General features: G+C 69.4%; 13 protein-coding genes and 1 tRNA gene. 6 read left to right on the forward strand and 8 right to left on the reverse strand.

Annotation, left to right across the window (positions count from 1 at the left end; translation table 11 throughout):
• Positions 1-61: 61 nt before the first annotated feature.
• Genes ugpA through ugpQ form a run of 4 tightly spaced genes read left to right on the forward strand, consistent with a single transcriptional unit; the run spans position 62 to position 3,589 of the window.
• Entirely contained in the window at positions 62-883 is an 822-nt protein-coding gene (gene ugpA, locus EV684_RS15835) for a sn-glycerol-3-phosphate ABC transporter permease UgpA (protein WP_242478515.1), read from the forward strand.
• Entirely contained in the window at positions 883-1,740 is an 858-nt protein-coding gene (gene ugpE / locus EV684_RS15840) for a sn-glycerol-3-phosphate ABC transporter permease UgpE (protein ID WP_132648258.1), read from the forward strand. The genes ugpA and ugpE overlap by 1 nt, the downstream gene beginning before the upstream one ends.
• A 35-nt stretch (positions 1,741-1,775) precedes the next feature.
• Positions 1,776-2,837, forward strand: a complete 1,062-nt coding sequence (locus EV684_RS15845) for a sn-glycerol-3-phosphate import ATP-binding protein UgpC (RefSeq protein WP_132648259.1) — start codon at positions 1,776-1,778, stop codon at positions 2,835-2,837.
• A complete protein-coding gene (ugpQ, locus tag EV684_RS15850) occupies positions 2,837-3,589 on the forward strand; it encodes a glycerophosphodiester phosphodiesterase (protein ID WP_132648260.1) in 753 nt (250 codons plus the stop codon). The genes EV684_RS15845 and ugpQ overlap by 1 nt, the downstream gene beginning before the upstream one ends.
• A gap of 1 nt (position 3,590) precedes the next feature.
• Here the strand turns inward: ugpQ and EV684_RS15855 are convergent, their stop codons facing one another.
• Together EV684_RS15855 and argJ are read right to left on the reverse strand one after the other, a co-directional pair.
• Positions 3,591-4,892 carry an MFS transporter gene (locus EV684_RS15855; RefSeq protein WP_132648261.1) on the reverse strand — a complete coding sequence of 434 codons (1,302 nt, stop codon included), beginning with the start codon at positions 4,890-4,892 and terminating at the stop codon, positions 3,591-3,593.
• 202 nt (positions 4,893-5,094) lie between these two features.
• A complete protein-coding gene (gene argJ, locus EV684_RS15860; RefSeq protein WP_132648262.1) occupies positions 5,095-6,324 on the reverse strand; it encodes a bifunctional glutamate N-acetyltransferase/amino-acid acetyltransferase ArgJ in 1,230 nt (409 codons plus the stop codon).
• Positions 6,325-6,667: 343 nt separating this feature from the next.
• Here argJ and EV684_RS24555 point away from each other — a divergent pair, with 343 nt between their 5' ends.
• Positions 6,668-9,277 carry a S8 family serine peptidase gene (locus EV684_RS24555; protein WP_132648263.1) on the forward strand — a complete coding sequence of 870 codons (2,610 nt, stop codon included), beginning with the start codon at positions 6,668-6,670 and terminating at the stop codon, positions 9,275-9,277.
• A 108-nt stretch (positions 9,278-9,385) separates the two neighbouring features.
• Here EV684_RS24555 and secA read toward each other — a convergent pair whose 3' ends face one another.
• Entirely contained in the window at positions 9,386-12,130 is a 2,745-nt protein-coding gene (secA, locus tag EV684_RS15870; RefSeq protein WP_132648264.1) for a preprotein translocase subunit SecA, read from the reverse strand.
• A 232-nt stretch (positions 12,131-12,362) separates the two neighbouring features.
• Here secA and EV684_RS15875 point away from each other — a divergent pair, with 232 nt between their 5' ends.
• Positions 12,363-12,692, forward strand: a complete 330-nt coding sequence (locus EV684_RS15875) for a hypothetical protein (RefSeq protein ID WP_132648265.1) — start codon at positions 12,363-12,365, stop codon at positions 12,690-12,692.
• 19 nt (positions 12,693-12,711) lie between these two features.
• Here the strand turns inward: EV684_RS15875 and EV684_RS15880 are convergent.
• The 5 genes from EV684_RS15880 to EV684_RS15900 form a co-directional block, all read right to left on the reverse strand.
• Positions 12,712-12,787, reverse strand: a tRNA-Thr gene (locus EV684_RS15880).
• A gap of 24 nt (positions 12,788-12,811) precedes the next feature.
• Entirely contained in the window at positions 12,812-13,327 is a 516-nt protein-coding gene (locus tag EV684_RS15885; RefSeq protein ID WP_132648266.1) for a ClpXP protease specificity-enhancing factor, read from the reverse strand.
• Between the two features lie 19 nt (positions 13,328-13,346).
• Positions 13,347-13,958 carry a glutathione S-transferase N-terminal domain-containing protein gene (locus EV684_RS15890; protein WP_132648267.1) on the reverse strand — a complete coding sequence of 204 codons (612 nt, stop codon included), beginning with the start codon at positions 13,956-13,958 and terminating at the stop codon, positions 13,347-13,349.
• Between the two features lie 128 nt (positions 13,959-14,086).
• The gene (locus EV684_RS15895; RefSeq protein ID WP_132648268.1) at positions 14,087-14,857 is read right to left on the reverse strand and encodes a cytochrome c1; all 771 of its coding nucleotides are present in this window, start codon (positions 14,855-14,857) and stop codon (positions 14,087-14,089) included.
• 27 nt (positions 14,858-14,884) lie between these two features.
• On the reverse strand, positions 14,885-16,285 hold the full coding sequence (locus EV684_RS15900) for a cytochrome b (RefSeq protein WP_132648269.1): 1,401 nt from the start codon (positions 16,283-16,285) through the stop codon (positions 14,885-14,887).
• Positions 16,286-16,304: the final 19 nt, after the last annotated feature.

The raw sequence follows: 16,304 nt of genomic DNA on the forward strand, positions 1-16,304 counted from the left end.
TGCAGAAAAAAGAGTCCGCTTCAAGAACGCGTGGCTGCCCTGGGTGCTGATCGCACCGCAGATGGCGGTCATCCTCGTCTTCTTCTTCTGGCCTGCGGCCCAGGCGCTGCACTACAGCCTGCTGCAGCAGGACGCGTTCGGCACCAGCGTCGAGTACGTCGGGCTGGAGAACTTCCGCCGCCTGATCGACGACGAGAGCTACCTGCAGTCGTTCAAGACCACCGCGGTGTTCTCGACGCTGGTGGCCGTCGTCGGCATCTCGGTGTCGCTGGTGCTGGCGGTGATGGCCGACCGCGTCGTGCGCGGCGCACGCTTCTACCGCACGCTGCTGATCTGGCCCTACGCGGTGGCGCCGGCGCTGGCCGGGGTGCTGTGGCTGTTCATGTTCGCGCCGTCGATCGGCATCGTCAGCTACTGGCTGCGCGAGGCCGGCGTCGACTGGAACCACCTGCTCGACAGCGACGACGCGATGGCGCTGATCGTGATGGCCGCGGTCTGGAAGCAGGTGTCCTACAACTTCCTGTTCTTCCTGGCCGGGCTGCAGTCGATCCCGAAGTCGCTGATCGAGGCCGCCGCGATCGACGGTGCCGGCCCCTGGCGGCGCTTCTGGACGGTGCAGTTCCCGCTGCTGACGCCGACCAGCTTCTTCCTGCTGGTCATCAACATCGTCTACGCCTTCTTCGACACCTTCGCGATCGTCGACGCCGCCACGCACGGCGGCCCGGGCAAGGACACGGCGATTCTCGTCTACCGCGTCTACTACGACGGCTTCAAGGCGCTGGATCTGGGCGGCTCGGCCGCGCAGAGCGTGGTGCTGATGGTCATCGTCGTCGCGCTGACGGTGATCCAGTTCCGCTACGTCGAAAAACGGGTCAACTACTGATGGTCGAGAACCGCCCCGTCGCGACGCTGCTGTCGCACCTGGTGCTGGTGCTGGGGGTGCTGATCGTCGCCTTCCCGGTCTACGTCACCTTCATCGCCAGCACGCAGACCGCCGAGCAGATCGTGCAGAACGTGCCGATGTCGCTGCTGCCCGGCGACAACATGCTCGAGAGCTACAAGCTGGCGCTGTTCGGCGGCCAGAGCGGCTACGGCGGCAGGATCGCGCCGGTGCTGCCGATGCTCGAGGTCAGCCTGGTGATGGCGCTGGTCATCGCCATCGGCAAGATCGTCATCTCGCTGCTGTCGGCCTTCGCCGTCGTCTACTTCCGCTTCCCCGGCCGCGGCATCGTCTTCTGGATGATCTTCGTGACGCTGATGCTGCCGGTCGAAGTGCGCATCGGCCCGACCTACGAGGTCGTCTCCAACCTCGGCATGCTCAACACCTACGCCGGGCTGACGGTGCCGCTGATCGCCTCGGCGACCGCGACCTTCCTGTTCCGCCAGTTCTTCCTGACGGTGCCCGACGAGCTGGTGGAGGCCGCGCGCATCGACGGCGCCGGGCCGATGCGCTTCTTCAAGGACGTGCTGCTGCCGCTGTCGAGCACCTCGATCGCGGCGCTCTTCGTCATCCAGTTCATCTACGGCTGGAACCAGTACCTGTGGCCGCTGCTGATCACGACCAGCGAGGACATGTACCCGGTCGTGCTCGGCATCAAGAGCATGATCTCCGGCGGCGACGCCTACACCGAGTGGAACGCGGTGATGGCCACCGCGATCCTGGCGATGCTGCCGCCGGCGGCGGTGGTCATCCTGATGCAGAAGTGGTTCGTCAAAGGTTTGACCGACTCCGAGAAATGACGCCGGCCGCAGCCTGACTCCAGAACGACAGACACATGGGTTCGATATCCCTCAGACAGGTCGAGAAGACCTACGGCGCCGGCGCGCGCAGCTTCAAGGCGATCCACGGCGTCGACGCCGAGATCGCCGACGGCGAGTTCATCGTCATCGTCGGGCCCTCGGGCTGCGGCAAGAGCACGCTGCTGCGCATGGTCGCGGGGCTGGAAGACATCTCCGGCGGCGAGATCGACATCGGCGGGCGCGTCGTCAACCAGCTCGAACCGGCGCAGCGCGACATCGCGATGGTCTTCCAGAACTACGCGCTGTACCCGCACATGACGGTCTACGACAACATGGCCTACGGCCTGAAGATCGCGAAGGTGCCCAAGGACGAGATCGAGCGCCGCGTGCAGAAGGCGGCGAAGATCCTGGAGCTCGGCACGCTGCTGCAGCGCCGCCCGCGTGAACTCTCCGGCGGCCAGCGCCAGCGGGTCGCGATGGGGCGCGCCATCGTGCGCCAGCCGGCGGTGTTCCTGTTCGACGAGCCGCTGTCCAACCTCGACGCCAAGCTGCGGGCCCAGACCCGGCTGGAGATCCAGAAGCTGCACCGCGAGCTGGGCGTCACCTCGCTGTTCGTCACCCACGACCAGGTCGAGGCGATGACGCTCGGCCAGCGGCTGATCGTCATGAACGCCGGGCGCATCGAGCAGATCGGCACGCCCGAGGACGTCTACGGCCGCCCGGCCTCGACCTTCGTCGCCGGCTTCATCGGCTCGCCGCCGATGAACCTGCTGCCGGGCCAGGCCGCAGGCGGCCGCTTCGAGCTCGGCGGCGCGACGATCGCCCTGCCCGCCGCGGCGCCGCGCGACGGCGCGCTGACGCTGGGCGTGCGCCCCGAGCACGCGACGCTGGGCGAAGGCGGCTGGCCGCTGAAGGTCGAGATGCTGGAGATGCTGGGTGCCGAACGCCTGGTCTACGGCCGCGTCGGCGAAGCCGCGTTCACGCTGCGCATCGACGGCACGCTCGTGCCGCCGGCCATCGGCGACACCGTCGGCCTGGTCGTGCGCGCGCAGCACCTGAACTGGTTCGACGCCGCCAGCGGCAAGCGGGTGGCGTGATGCAGGACTGGCCCTACCCGCTGTGGCTGGCCCACCGCGGCGCCGGCAAGCTGGCGCCGGAGAACACGCTGGCGGCCTTCCGCCTCGGCGCGTCCTACGGCTACCGTGCCTTCGAATGCGACGTGAAGCTCAGCGCCGACGGCGTGCCCTTCCTGATGCATGACGCGACGCTGGAGCGCACGACGCCCGAGCGCGGCGTCGCCGGCGAGCGCCCCTGGAGCGAACTGTCGCGGCTGGACGCCGGCGGCTGGCACTCGCGCGCCTACGCGGGCGAACCGCCACCGAGCCTGGAGTCGCTGGCCACCTGGCTGCTGCGCAACGGCTTCCATCTCGACCTGGAGATCAAGCCGACACCCGGCACCGCGCGGCGCACCGGCCAGGTCGTCGCCGAGCACTGCCGCCGCCTGTGGGCTGCCCAGGCGGTGCCGCCGCTGCTCAGTTCATTCAAGGCCGAGGCGCTGGCCGGCGCGCGCGACGTGGCGCCGGAGCTGCCGCGCGCGCTGCTGGTCGACGAGTTCTGGGACGGCTGGTACGAGGCGGCGCTGGAACTGGGCTGCGTCGCGATCATCCCGAACTACATGACGGTCGACGCGGCGCTGGTCGAACGCGCGCGCGCCGACGGCCTGCGCGTGCTCTGCTACACCGTCAACGACCCGCCCGAGGCGCGGCGCCTGCTGGCCGCGGGGGTCGCCGGGCTGATCACCGACGCCGTCGACCGCTTCTCGCCCGACGCGGCGCGCGTCATCGACTGAATCAGGCGCCGCCGGCCGTCACCGGCTTGGCTGCGCTCGGCAGCGAGCGCACCCCGCGGATCACCGGATGCCACCACGCGGCGACGACGAGCAGCATCGACACGCCGCCGGCGAACGCCAGCGCCGAACGCAGGCCGTGGTGTTCGCCCAGCCAGCCGCCGATCAGCGCGCCGGGGCCGGCCGGCAGCAGGATCAGCCAGCGCATCGTGCTCGTCATGCGGCCCAGCATCGGCTCGGGCGTCACCGCCTGGCGCAGCGCGAGGAAGTTGATGAAGGCCAGCACCGCGCCGGCGCCGTAGAGCGCCAGCGTCGCCGCGAACGCGGCCACGCCCCAGGGCCCGAGCGGCGCGGCGGCCAGCAGCAGCCAGCCGCTGCCGCAGACGGCGAAGCCCAGCACCATGCTCGGCCCCGGGCCGATGCGCCGGCTGATGCGGTTGCCCCAGACGCTGGCCGTCACCGTGCCCGCGCCGAGCGCGATGTAGCACAGGCCCACCGCGTGTTCGGACAGCCCCAGCGTGCGCGTCGCGAACAGGATCTGCACCACCTGCGCGGCGTTCTGGCACAGCTGCCAGGTGCCGACGGCGATGGCCAGCGCGACCAGCAGCTTGTGCTCGGCGACGAAACGCAGCCCCTCGGCAAGCTCGCGGCCGAAACCTGCGTCGGGGCGCGGCGTGCGGCGCTCGTCGACGTGGATGCCGCGCAGGATGGCCGCCGAGACGATGACCAGCACCGCGTCGACCAGCAGCGCCAGCGGCGCGCCGAAGAGCTTGATCAGCAGGCCCGCGAAACCCGGCCCGGCGACGTCGGAGCCCGAGGTGGCGAGCGCGTTCTTGGCGTGCGCCTCGACCAGCCGGTCGCGTTCGACGACCTGGGTCAGCACGATCTGCGACGCCGTGCCGGCCACCGTGAAGATGCAGCCGATGAAGAAACCGACCGCGTACAGCCAGGGCATCGCCAGCCAGCCCATCGCCCAGGCCAGCGGCACGCTGGCCACCGCCACGCCGATCAGCAGTTCGCCGGCGATGTAGACCGGCAGCTTGCGCACGCGGTCCAGCCAGACGCCGGCCGGCAGCGAGAACAGCACGAAGGGCGCGATCTCCATCGCCGTCAGCAGGCCCATCTGGGTCGGCGTGGCGTGCAGCAGCACCGCCGCGGTCAGCGGCAGCGCAAGCATGGTCACCTGGCCGCCGAGCGAGCTGATCAGGATCGAGCTCCACAGCCGGCGGTAGGTGGCGTTTCGAAGCAGGTCGCCCGGCGGCAGCGTCAGGGCGGCGCGCAGGCGGGCGAGCAGCGCGCGGGTCATCGTGCAGGTCTCCGGTCGTCGGTGCGGGCTGAGCCGCGAAACACGGGCGGCACCAGGACGACTCGACCGGCGGCCCGCGGCCGGCGCACGCAGCGCCGGCCTGTCGACGGCTGCTCGGGCGGTGAGCACCGGCCGGCCGTCGGGGTAAAGGGGCAGCGATCCTAGCAGCCCTTCTGCGGCGGCACGACCGCCGCAGAAGGGATCAGGAGCGGTAGTCGGCGTTGATGCTGACGTAGTCGTGCGACAAGTCGCAGGTCCAGACCGTCGCCGCCGCGGCGCCGCGGTGCAGGTCGACACGCACCGTGATTTCGGCCTGCTTCATCACGCGCTGGCCGTCCTCCTCGCGGTACCCGGGGTGGCGGCCGCCCTCGCGCACGACGTGAACGTCGTCGAGGAAGAGGTCGATCAGGCCCTGGTCGAGATCGGCGATGCCGGCGTAGCCGACGGCCGCCAGGATGCGGCCGAGATTGGGGTCGCTGGCGAAGAACGCCGTCTTGACCAGCGGCGAATGCGCCACCGCATAGGCCGCGGCGCGACACTCGGCCTCGTCGCGGCCGCCCTGCACGGTGACGGTGATGAACTTGGTCGCACCCTCGCCGTCGCGCACGATGGCCTGCGCCAGGTGCTGCGACACCGAGACGACCGCCTCGCGCAGCGCGCGGCCTTCGGCCGAGTCCAGCGTGGTGATCGGCGCGTGGCCGGCCTGGCCGGTGGCGATCAGCACGAAGGAGTCGTTCGTCGACGTGTCGCCGTCGATCGTGATGCGGTTGAAGCTCAGGTCGGCGGCCTCGCGCAGCAGCGGCTGCAGCAGCGCCGCATCGACGGCGGCGTCGGTGGCGACGAAACCCAGCATCGTCGCCATGTTCGGGCGGATCATGCCGGCGCCCTTGGCGATGCCGGTGACGGTGACCGTGCGGCCGCCGATCTGCAGCTGGCGCGACGCCGCCTTGGGCAGCGTGTCGGTGGTCATGATGCCTTCGGCGGCCTCGGCCCAGCCGTCGGCGCGCAGCGCGGCCCAGGCGGCCGGCAGGCCGGCTTCGATGCGTTCGACCGGCAGCGTCTCCATGATGACGCCGGTGGAAAACGGCAGCACCTGGCGCGGCGCGACGCCGGCCACCGCGGCCAGCGCGTCGCAGCTGCGGCGCGCGCGCGCCAGGCCGTCGGCACCGGTACCGGCGTTGGCGTTGCCGGTGTTGACGACGATCGCGCGGATGCCCTCGCCGGCGGCCAGGTGCTCGCGGCAGACCTGGACCGGCGCGGCGCAGAAGCGGTTCTGCGTGAAGACACCGGCCACCGCCGAGCCTTCGGCCAGCTCGAAGACGACGAGGTCGCGCCGGCCGGCCTTGCGGATCCCGGCCATCGTGACGCCCAGGCGCACGCCGGCGACCGGCAGCAGGGACTCGGGGACGGGAGCGGCGAGGTTCACGGGCATGGCGGCAGCGCAACGGCAAGGCGGATGGAGCGCCGATTCTAGGAGCGCATCCGGTGCGACCCTGCCCCCGCGCGGTGCGCCGCTGCGCCGCCGCGGGGAACCCCGGTGGAACCCGCCCCCGCAGTCGCGGGATGGGGATTGCAGCAGGGTGAAATGCCCCTGCCCGGGCCGGTTGGCGCTACCCATAATCGTTCGCACCTCGGGGGGCGGACCGGCAGCCTGCCCCCCGGAACGCCTCCGACAGCTGCCCCGCGGCGCGCGCCGCGACGGTCGCTTTCGCACGCATCCCATGGCCGCCACCGAGGCGCCGAACGACGGCGCCCGCACAGGAGTGAATGACCCCATGAGAAAGCATCACCTCGTGCCGATGCTGACCGCGATCGCCGCGGCAGCCGCGCTCGCGGGCGCACCGGCGCAGGCCGCGCAGCGCACGGTCCCGGCATCCACCGCCGAGTCCGGGACGCTGTGGTTCGTCGAACTCGACGGCAAGGCCGTGGCCGACGGCAACACGCTGGCCTCGGTGCGCGCCGAGAAAGCCTCGCTGCGCACGGCGATCAAGAACGCCAAGCTGCGCGTCACCGAGCGCCGCAGCTTCGACAAGCTGTTCAACGGCTTCGTCGTCAAGGTCGACCAGCGCGACCGCGCCAAGCTGGCCGCGCTGCCGGGCGTGAAGGCGATCTACCCGGTGCTCAACGTCGCCGCACCCGAGCCCGCCAAGGGCGCCGCGGCCTCGCCTGAACTCGCTGCGGCGATCACGATGACCGGTGCCTCGGTGGCCCAGCAACAGCTGGGCCTCAGCGGCGCGGGTGTCAAGGTCGGCATCATCGACACCGGCATCGACATCGACCACCCGGCCTTCGGCGGCAGCGGCACGAACGGGTCGACCTCGTTCCCGACCGCACGCGTGGTCACCGGCTACGACTTCGTCGGTGACGCCTACAACAGCAGCGGCAGCGGCGACGCGCTGAACCCGGTTCCCGACGACAACCCCGACGACTGCGGCGGCCACGGCACGCACGTCGCCGGCATCGTCGGCGGCAACGGCGGGGGCGTGATCGGCGTCGCACCCAAGACCTCGCTGGGCGCGTACCGCGTCTTCGGCTGCACCGGCACGACCTCGTCGGACATCATCCTCGCGGCACTGGAGCGTGCCTACGAGGACGGCATGCAGGTCATCAACATGAGCCTGGGCGCCGCACGCCAGTGGCCCGAGTACCCGACTGCCAAGGCATCCAACAAGCTGGTCGCCAAGGGCGTCATCGTCGTCGCCTCGGCCGGCAACAACGGCCCCGGCGGTTCGTCGCCGGACGCGCTGTTCGCCACCGGCGCACCGGGCGTCGCGGACAAGGCGATCAGCGTCGCGTCGTTCGACAACGCGCAGCTGTCGTTCACGGTCGGCGGCACGCCTTACGGCTTCACGCCGGCCACCGGCTCGCCGGTGGCACCGACCAGCGGCTCGCTGGAGATGACCAAGACCGGCACCACGAGCACCGCCGACGACGCCTGCGTCGCGCCGGCCGCCGGCAGTCTGGCCGGCAAGGCGGTGCTGATCCGCCGCGGCAGCTGCTCGTTCTACCAGAAGGCCTACAACGCTCAGGTCGGCGGTGCGGCCGCCGTGGTGCTCTACAACAACGCGGCGGGCGCGCTGTCGCCGACGGTGGCCGGCACGCCGGCGGTGACGATCCCGGTGGTCGCGATCACGCAGGAACAGGGCGCAGCGCTCGACGCCGCGATCGCCGCCGGGCCGACGAGCCTGAGCTGGTCGGGCACCTACGTCTCCTACCCGTACGGCACCGGCGGCCTGGTCTCGGGCTTCAGCTCCTATGGGCTGGATGCCGAACTCGGCTTCAAGCCGAACGTCGGCGCGCCGGGCGGCGCGATCCTGTCGAGCTACCCGCTCGAGCAGGGCGGCACGGCCACGCTGTCGGGCACCTCGATGGCCGCGCCGCACGTCGCCGGCGGCGTCGCGCTGATCCTGGAGTCCAACCCCAGGCTCAAGCCGGGTCAGGTGGCCGACCGCATCTACAACACGGCCGATCCGAAGAACTGGTCGGGCAACGCCGGGTTGGGCCTGCTCGACTTCGCGTTCCGCCAGGGCTCGGGCATGCTCGACATCGTCGGCGTGATCCAGAACACCGCCACGGTGTCGCCGAGCCAGCTGGCGCTGGGCGAGAGCGCAGCCGGCAGCTCGCTGAAGACGCTGACCGTCACCAACCGCTCCGGCGCGCCGGTGACCTACACGATCAGCCATGTCGCGTCGCTGGCCGCAGGCCCGAACACGACCACGGGCAGCTCGTACAACATCAGCGGCGTCTACGACGCTCCGGCCACGGTGAGCTTCAGCCAGTCGACGCTGACGGTGCCCGCGCGCGGCACGGCCAAGTTCTCGGTGACGATCACCGCGAACGCATCGCTGGTCGACCGCGGCCTGTACGGCGGCTACGTCGTGCTGACGCCGACCAACGGCACCGCGGCGCTGCGCGTGCCCTACGCCGGCTTCAAGGGCGACTACCAGTCGACCGTGGTGCTGACGCCGACGGCCAACGGGTTCCCCTGGCTGGCCACGCTCGCCTCCGGCAGCTACACCAACCAGCCGGGCGGCGCGACCTACACGATGGCCGACGGGAACGTCCCGTACTTCCTCGTGCACTACGACCACCTGTCGCGCAAGGTGCTGTTCGAGGCCTACGACGCCGACACCGGCAAGTCGTGGAACCGCGTCAGCATGGAGGAGTACGTCACGCGCAGCTCCACGCCGACCGGCTTCTTCGCCTACGCCTGGGACGGCACGACCTTCCGCGGCAAGGGCGAGAACCCCAAGGCCTGGAAGACGGTGCCCAACGGCCGCTACGTCGTGAAGATCTCGGTGCTCAAGGCGCTGGGCGACGAAAGCGTGGCCAGCGACTGGGAAACCTGGACCTCGCCGGTGATCACGATCGCCCGCCCGCAGTAAGCGGCACGGCGATCGCCGAAGGGGCCCTGCGGGGCCCCTTCTTCATGCCGGCCGGAAATTGAAACGGGGCCCCGCGGGGCCCCGTCGTCGTTGCGGCGATGCCGGACTTCAGGCCAGCTTGCCGTGGCAGTTCTTGTACTTCCTGCCGCTGCCGCAGGGGCAGGGGTCGTTGCGGCCGACACGCGGCACCTCGGCCACCGCCGTCGCGGCGTCGGCCTCCTGCGAGACGCTGCCGTCCTCGTTGGGGTGGGTGTAGGTCACGTTGCTGACCTGGCTGGCCTGCTCCTCGAGCGCCTCGGCGGCTTCGCTGGCCTGGTCGCGCGACTGGATGCGCACCGTCATCAGCACGCGCGTGACTTCCATCTTCACGACGTCGAGCAGCTGGCTGAAGAGCTCGAAAGCCTCGCGCTTGTACTCCTGCTTCGGGTTCTTCTGCGCGTAGCCGCGCAGGTGGATGCCCTGGCGCAGGTAGTCCAGCGCGGCCAGGTGCTCGCGCCAGTGCGAGTCCATCGCCTGCAGCAGCACCATGCGCATGAACGGCGTGAACTGCTCGGCCCCGACCAGGTCGACCTTGGCCTGGAACATCGCATCGGCGGCGGCGACGACCTTCTCGACGATCTCGTCGTCGGTGATGCTCTCGCTGCCCTCGACGATGCTCTTGAGCGGCAGCTCCAGCTGCCACTCGTCGCGCAGCACGCGCTCCAGGGCGTCGAGGTCCCACTGCTCTTCCAGGCTCTCGGCCGGCACGTAGGTGCGCGCGACGTCCTGCATCGTCGCGCGGCGCAGGTTGGCGATCTGCTGGTCCAGCGAGGCCGACTCGAGGATCTCGTTGCGCTGCTGGTAGATGACCTTGCGCTGGTCGTTGGAGACGTCGTCGTACTCGAGCAGCTGCTTGCGGATGTCGAAGTTGCGCGCCTCGACCTTGCGCTGCGCGCCCTCGATCGAGCGGTTGACGATGCCGGCCTCGATGGCCTCGCCCTCGGGCATCTTCAGCCGGTCCATCACCGCGCGCACGCGGTCGCCGGCGAAGATGCGCATCAGCGGGTCGTCCAGGCTCAGGTAGAAGCGGCTGGAGCCCGGGTCGCCCTGGCGGCCCGAGCGGCCGCGCAGCTGGTTGTCGATGCGCCGGCTCTCGTGGCGCTCGGTGGCGACGATGCGCAGCCCGCCCAGCGACTTGACCTGGTCGTGCAGGCCTTGCCACTCGTCGGTCAGCTGCCGGGCGCGGGCCTTCTTCTCGTCGTCGGACAGCGCCGGGTCGGCTTCGAGGAACTGGATCTGCTTCTCGACGTTGCCGCCGAGCACGATGTCGGTGCCGCGGCCGGCCATGTTGGTGGCGATCGTCACCATCTTCGGCCGGCCGGCCTGGGCCACGATCTCGGCTTCCTTGGCGTGCTGCTTGGCGTTGAGCACCTGGTGCGGCAGGTCCGCCTTCTTCAGCAGATCGGAGATCAGCTCGGAGTTCTCGATCGACGTGGTGCCGACGAGCACCGGCTGGCCGCGTTCGTAGCACTCGCGGATGTCGGCGATGACGGCGTCGTAGCGCTCCTTGGCCGTCTTGTAGATCAGGTCGTTCTCGTCCTGGCGGATCGTCGGCTTGTTCGGCGGGATGACCACCGTCTCCAGGCCGTAGATCTCCTGGAACTCGTAGGCTTCGGTGTCGGCCGTGCCCGTCATGCCCGACAGCTTGCCGTACATGCGGAAGTAGTTCTGGAACGTGACCGAGGCCATCGTCTGGTTCTCGCTCTGGATCCGGACGCCTTCCTTGGCTTCCACGGCCTGGTGCAGGCCGTCGCTCCAGCGCCGGCCCGTCATCAGGCGGCCGGTGAACTCGTCGACGATGACGACCTCGTCGTTCTGCACGACGTAGTGCTGGTCACGGTTGTAGAGCTGGTGCGCGCGCAGCGCCGCGTACACGTGGTGCATCAGCGCGATGTTGGCCGGGTCGTACAGGCTGGCGCCGGGCGCCAGCAGGCCGGCCTCGCCGAGGATCTGCTCGGCCTTCTCGTGGCCGGCTTCGGTCAGGAAGACCTGGTGCGCCTTCTCGTCGACGGTGAAGTCGCCGGGCTCGATGACGCCTTCGCCGGTGCGCGGGTCGGCCTCGCCGATCTGCTTCTTCAGCTTCGGGATCACCGCGTTGACGCTGACGTACAGCTCGGTGTGGTCCTCGGCCTGGCCGCTGATGATCAGCGGCGTGCGCGCCTCGTCGATGAGGATCGAGTCGACCTCGTCGACGATGGCGTAGTTCAGGCCGCGCGCGACGCGCTCGCGCACGTCGTAGACCATGTTGTCGCGCAGGTAGTCGAAGCCGAACTCGTTGTTCGTGCCGTAGGTGACGTCGGCGGCGAACGCGGCCTGCTTCTCCTCGCGCGACAGCCCCGGCACGTTGACGCCGACCGTCAGGCCCAGGAAGCCGTAGAGCCGGCCCATCCACTCGGCGTCGCGGCGTGCGAGGTAGTCGTTGACGGTGACCACGTGCACGCCCTTGCCCGGCAGCGCGTTCAGGTACACCGGCAGCGTCGCCACCAGCGTCTTGCCTTCGCCGGTGCGCATTTCGGCGATCTTGCCTTCGTGCAGCGCCATCCCGCCGATCAGCTGGACGTCGAAGTGGCGCATCTTCAGCACGCGCTTGCCGGCCTCGCGCACGACGGCGAAGGCTTCGGGCAGCAGGTCGTCGAGCGCGGTGCCCTGGGCTAGGCGCTGGCGGAACTCGTCGGTCTTGGCGCGCAGCGCGGCGTCGTCGAGCGTCTGCAGCTGCGACTCCAGCGCGTTGATCTTCTCGACCGTGCGCCGGTAGCCCTTCAGCAGGCGTTCGTTGCGGCTGCCGAAAATCTGGGTCAGGATCTTGGGAAACATGAGGTCCGCGCTCGAGGTGTGATGCGGTGCCGGCGCTGCGGGCCGGGCGGGCTCAGGCGAGCCGCACGGTGCGAGCCTCGCAAAGCCTGGCGGCGGCGAGGAGCGGGCGGTTCGCTCGGCGGCGCTCGGGCGTCGCGCTGGCGCACGGGCACGAAGCCGACGAGTTTAGCACCCGGGCATGGCGCGGGATCTGCGGCCCCGTGTCCGGGCGGCCATCGGTAGACTGTCGCCGATGGCTCCCCGTTCACCCCTGGCCGGCACGCTCGCATTCAGCGACGCGCTGAGCGGTCACGCGCCGCTGGCGGCGCTGCTGCAGCGCGTGCGCGAGTCGCGTGAACGCTACGACGTGATCGCGCCGCTGCTGGCCGGCGGACTGCGCACCGCGGTGCGGCCCGGGCCGCTGGACGAGGAAGGCTGGACGCTGCTGGCCGCGCACGGCGCCGCGGCGGCCAAGCTGCGGCAGCTGCTGCCGCGCCTGGACACCCGGCTGCGCGACGCCGGCTGGGCGCCGGTGGCCATCAAGGTACGGGTGCTGCCACCCGAGCCCGGCATCCGCCGCTGAGGCGCGGGCGCCGGGTGGCTGGTGCCGGCTGTCAGAGTCGAACTGACGACCTTCCGCTTACAAGGCGGGTGCTCTACCAACTGAGCTAAGCCGGCGCGAGCTGGGGATTGTAGGAGCGCCTACTTGATCCGCTTGAGCGAGGGACGACCGCCGGGCCCGCCGGGCTCGGGCGGATCCTCCGGCGGCAGCTCGGGCGCGGCCTCCGCGGGAGCCGGCGGCTCGCCGGCCTCCGAGGCCAGGCGCAGCCCCGAACGCAAGGGCGTCGGCGCACGCGTCGCTTCGGCTGGCGGCACCGCAGCGGCATCGGCAGGCGCCGGGAAGGCCATGCCCTGGCCGTTCTCGCGAGCGTAGATCGCCACGACGTGGTCGACCGGCACGACGATTTCGCGCGGCACGCCGCCGAAGCGGGCCTTGAACTCGATGAACTCGTTGCCGAGCTTGAGCCCGGACGTGGCCTCGAAGCCGACGTTGAGCACGATCTCGTGGTTCTTCACGTACTCCATCGGCACCTGCACGCTGGCGTCGACGTAGACCGCCAGATACGGCGTGAAGCCGTTGTCGGTGCACCAGTCGTGCAGCGCCCGCAGCAGGTACGGGCGGGTGGAGGAACCCTGGTTGTCGCTGGTCGCGCTCATCGCTCGAGGCCCTGTCGGCTTACTTGCGCATCACCTTTTCCGAGGGCGTCAGCGCCTCGATGTAGGCCGGACGCGAGAAGATGCGTTCGGCGTACTTCAGCAGCGGCACGGCGTTCTTGGACAGGTCGATGCCGTAGTAGTCCAGGCGCCACAGCAGCGGAGCGATGGCGACGTCGAGCATCGAGAAGTCGTCGCCGAGCATGTACTTGTTCTTCAGGAAGATCGGCGCGAGCTGCGTCAGGCGGTCGCGGATCTGCGAACGTGCCTTCTCCAGCTGCTTGTCGGTCGCCTTGACGCCGCGGCTCTCGAGCAGGTTGACGTGGGCGAACAGTTCCTTCTCGAAGTTGAAGAGGAACAGCCGCACGCGCGCACGCGCCACCGGGTCGCCCGGCATCAGCTGCGGATGCGGGAAACGCTCGTCGATGTACTCGTTGATGATGTGCGACTCGTACAGGATGAGATCGCGTTCGACGAGGATGGGAACCTCGTTGTACGGGTTCATCATCGCGATGTCTTCGGGCTTGGCGAAGAGGTCGACGTCGCGGATCTCGAAATCCATGCCCTTCTCGAACAGCACGAAGCGGCAGCGGTGCGAGTAGGGGCAGGTCGTTCCGGAGTAAAGCACCATCATGGCGTGGGGCCCTCAATCGTCAGTGGGGGCCAAGGACAGGCCCCGCGTCAAAAGAAGCGAACGCAGTGGTCGCCCGCGGGCTGCCACTGCGCTCCATGGCCCGGCCCACCGCCGGGCGTGGCGGACACCTACTTGATGTCCTTCCAGTACACCGCGTTCAGGCGCCAGGCGATCACGGTGAAGATGGCCAGGAAGATCAGCACGCCGATGCCCAGCTGCGTGCGGGTGGAGCGCACGGGTTCGGCCATCCAGGTCATGAAGGCGACGAGGTCGGCGACGGTGCCGTCGTACTCGGCCTTGGACATCGTGCCCGGGGTCTCGATCTCGAAGCCCTTGAACACCTGCGTGACCTTGGTCGGGTCGTGCGCGTCCTTCTCTTCCTCGAACACCGCGTGCTGCGTGCCCTGCATCTCCCACATCGCGTGCGGCATGCCGACGGCCGGGAAGACGATGTTGTTCCAGCCGGTGGGACGGCTGTCGTCGCGGTAGAAGCCGCGCAGGTAGGTGTAGAGGTAATCGGCGCCGCTGCCCTTGGAGCCGTCGGCACGCGAGCGCGCCACCAGCGTCAGGTCCGGCGGCATGGCGCCGAACCATTCCTTGGCGTCGCGCGCGTCGATGGCCGAGGTCATCAGGTCGCCGACCTTCACTCCGGTGAGGATCAGGTTCTCGCGGATCTGCTGCTCGCTCAGACCGATGTCGCGCAGGCGGTTGTACCGCATGAACGACGCCGAATGGCAGTTCAGGCAGTAGTTGACGAAGGTCTTGGCGCCACGCTGCAGCGCCGCCTGGTCATTCAGGCGCTCGGCCGGGAACTTGTCCCAGGCCGGGCCGGCCGACGAGGCGTGAGCCGCGCCGACGAAGGCCAGGCAGGCGAGCAGGGAGAGGATCAGTTTCTTCATGGTGTCTAGGACTCCGCTCTCGTCGGCTCAATGGGCGCGGAACGTCACGCGCTCGGGCACCGGCTTGAACTCGCCGATGCGGCTCCACCAGGGCATCAGCAGGAAGAAGCCCATGTAGAACAGCGTGCCGACCATCGAGATGATCGTGCCGGCGGTCGACGGCGGCTGGATGCCGTAGTAGCCCAGCACCACGAAGTTGACGACGAACACCGCGTAGACGGCCTTGTGCCAGGTCGGACGGTAGCGGATCGACTTCACCGGGCTGCGGTCCAGCCAGGGCAGGAAGAACAGGATCAGCACCGCGACGCCCATCACGACGACGCCCCAGAACTTGGCGTCGAAGACCTTCAGCAGCACGACCAGCGCGACCGCGCCGATCAGCGGGGCGAACTTCCACGGGCCCTTGAAACCGCCCTTCAGGAAGCCCAGCACGCCGGCTGCCGCCACCAGGACCACCAGCACCGTGACCATGTCGTCGGTCACCGCGCGCAGCATCGAGTAGAACGGCGTGAAGTACCACACCGGGGCGATGTGCGCCGGCGTCTTCAGCGGGTCGGCCGGGATGAAGTTGTTGAACTCCAGGAAGTAGCCGCCGCCTTCGGGCGCGAAGAACAGCACCGCGCTGTAGATGATCAGGAACACCGCCACGCCGAAGATGTCGTGCACCGAGTAGTACGGGTGGAACGGGATGCCGTCCAGCGGGATGCCCTTGTCGTCGGTCTTGGCCTTGATCTCGATGCCGTCGGGGTTGTTCGAACCCACTTCGTGCAGCGCGATGATGTGCGCGACCACCAGACCCAGCAGCACCAGCGGCACCGCGATGACGTGGAAGCTGAAGAAGCGGTTGAGCGTCGCGTCGCCGACGACGAAGTCACCGCGGATCAGCAGCGACAGGTCGTTGCCGACGAAGGGGATCGCGGCGAACAGGTTGATGATGACCTGGGCGCCCCAGTAGCTCATCTGGCCCCACGGCAGCAGGTAGCCCATGAAGGCTTCGGCCATCAGCGCGAGGAAGATCGCGCAGCCGAAGACCCACACCAGCTCGCGCGGCTTGCGGTAGCTGCCGTAGATCATCCCGCGGAACATGTGCAGGTACACGACGATGAAGAACGCCGAGGCTCCGGTGGAGTGCATGTAGCGCACCAGCCAGCCCCAGGGCACGTCGCGCATGATGTACTCGACCGACGCGAACGCGAGCGCGGCGTCGGGCTTGTAGTGCATCACGAGGAAGATGCCGGTGACGATCTGGATCACGAGGACCAGCATCGCCAGCGAACCGAAGAAGTACCAGACGTTGAAGTTCTTCGGAGCGTAGTACTCCGACATGTGCTCCTTGAAGAGCTTGGTGGCCGGAAACCGGTTGTCCACCCATGTCATGAACTGCTCGGCCATCGGTGCACCCGGCCGCGCTTGCTTGAATTCAGCCATCGAATTGACCTCGGACTTC

The sequence above is a fragment of the Rubrivivax gelatinosus genome (genome assembly GCF_004340905.1).
In the GTDB taxonomy this organism is placed as follows: domain Bacteria; phylum Pseudomonadota; class Gammaproteobacteria; order Burkholderiales; family Burkholderiaceae_C; genus Rubrivivax; species Rubrivivax gelatinosus.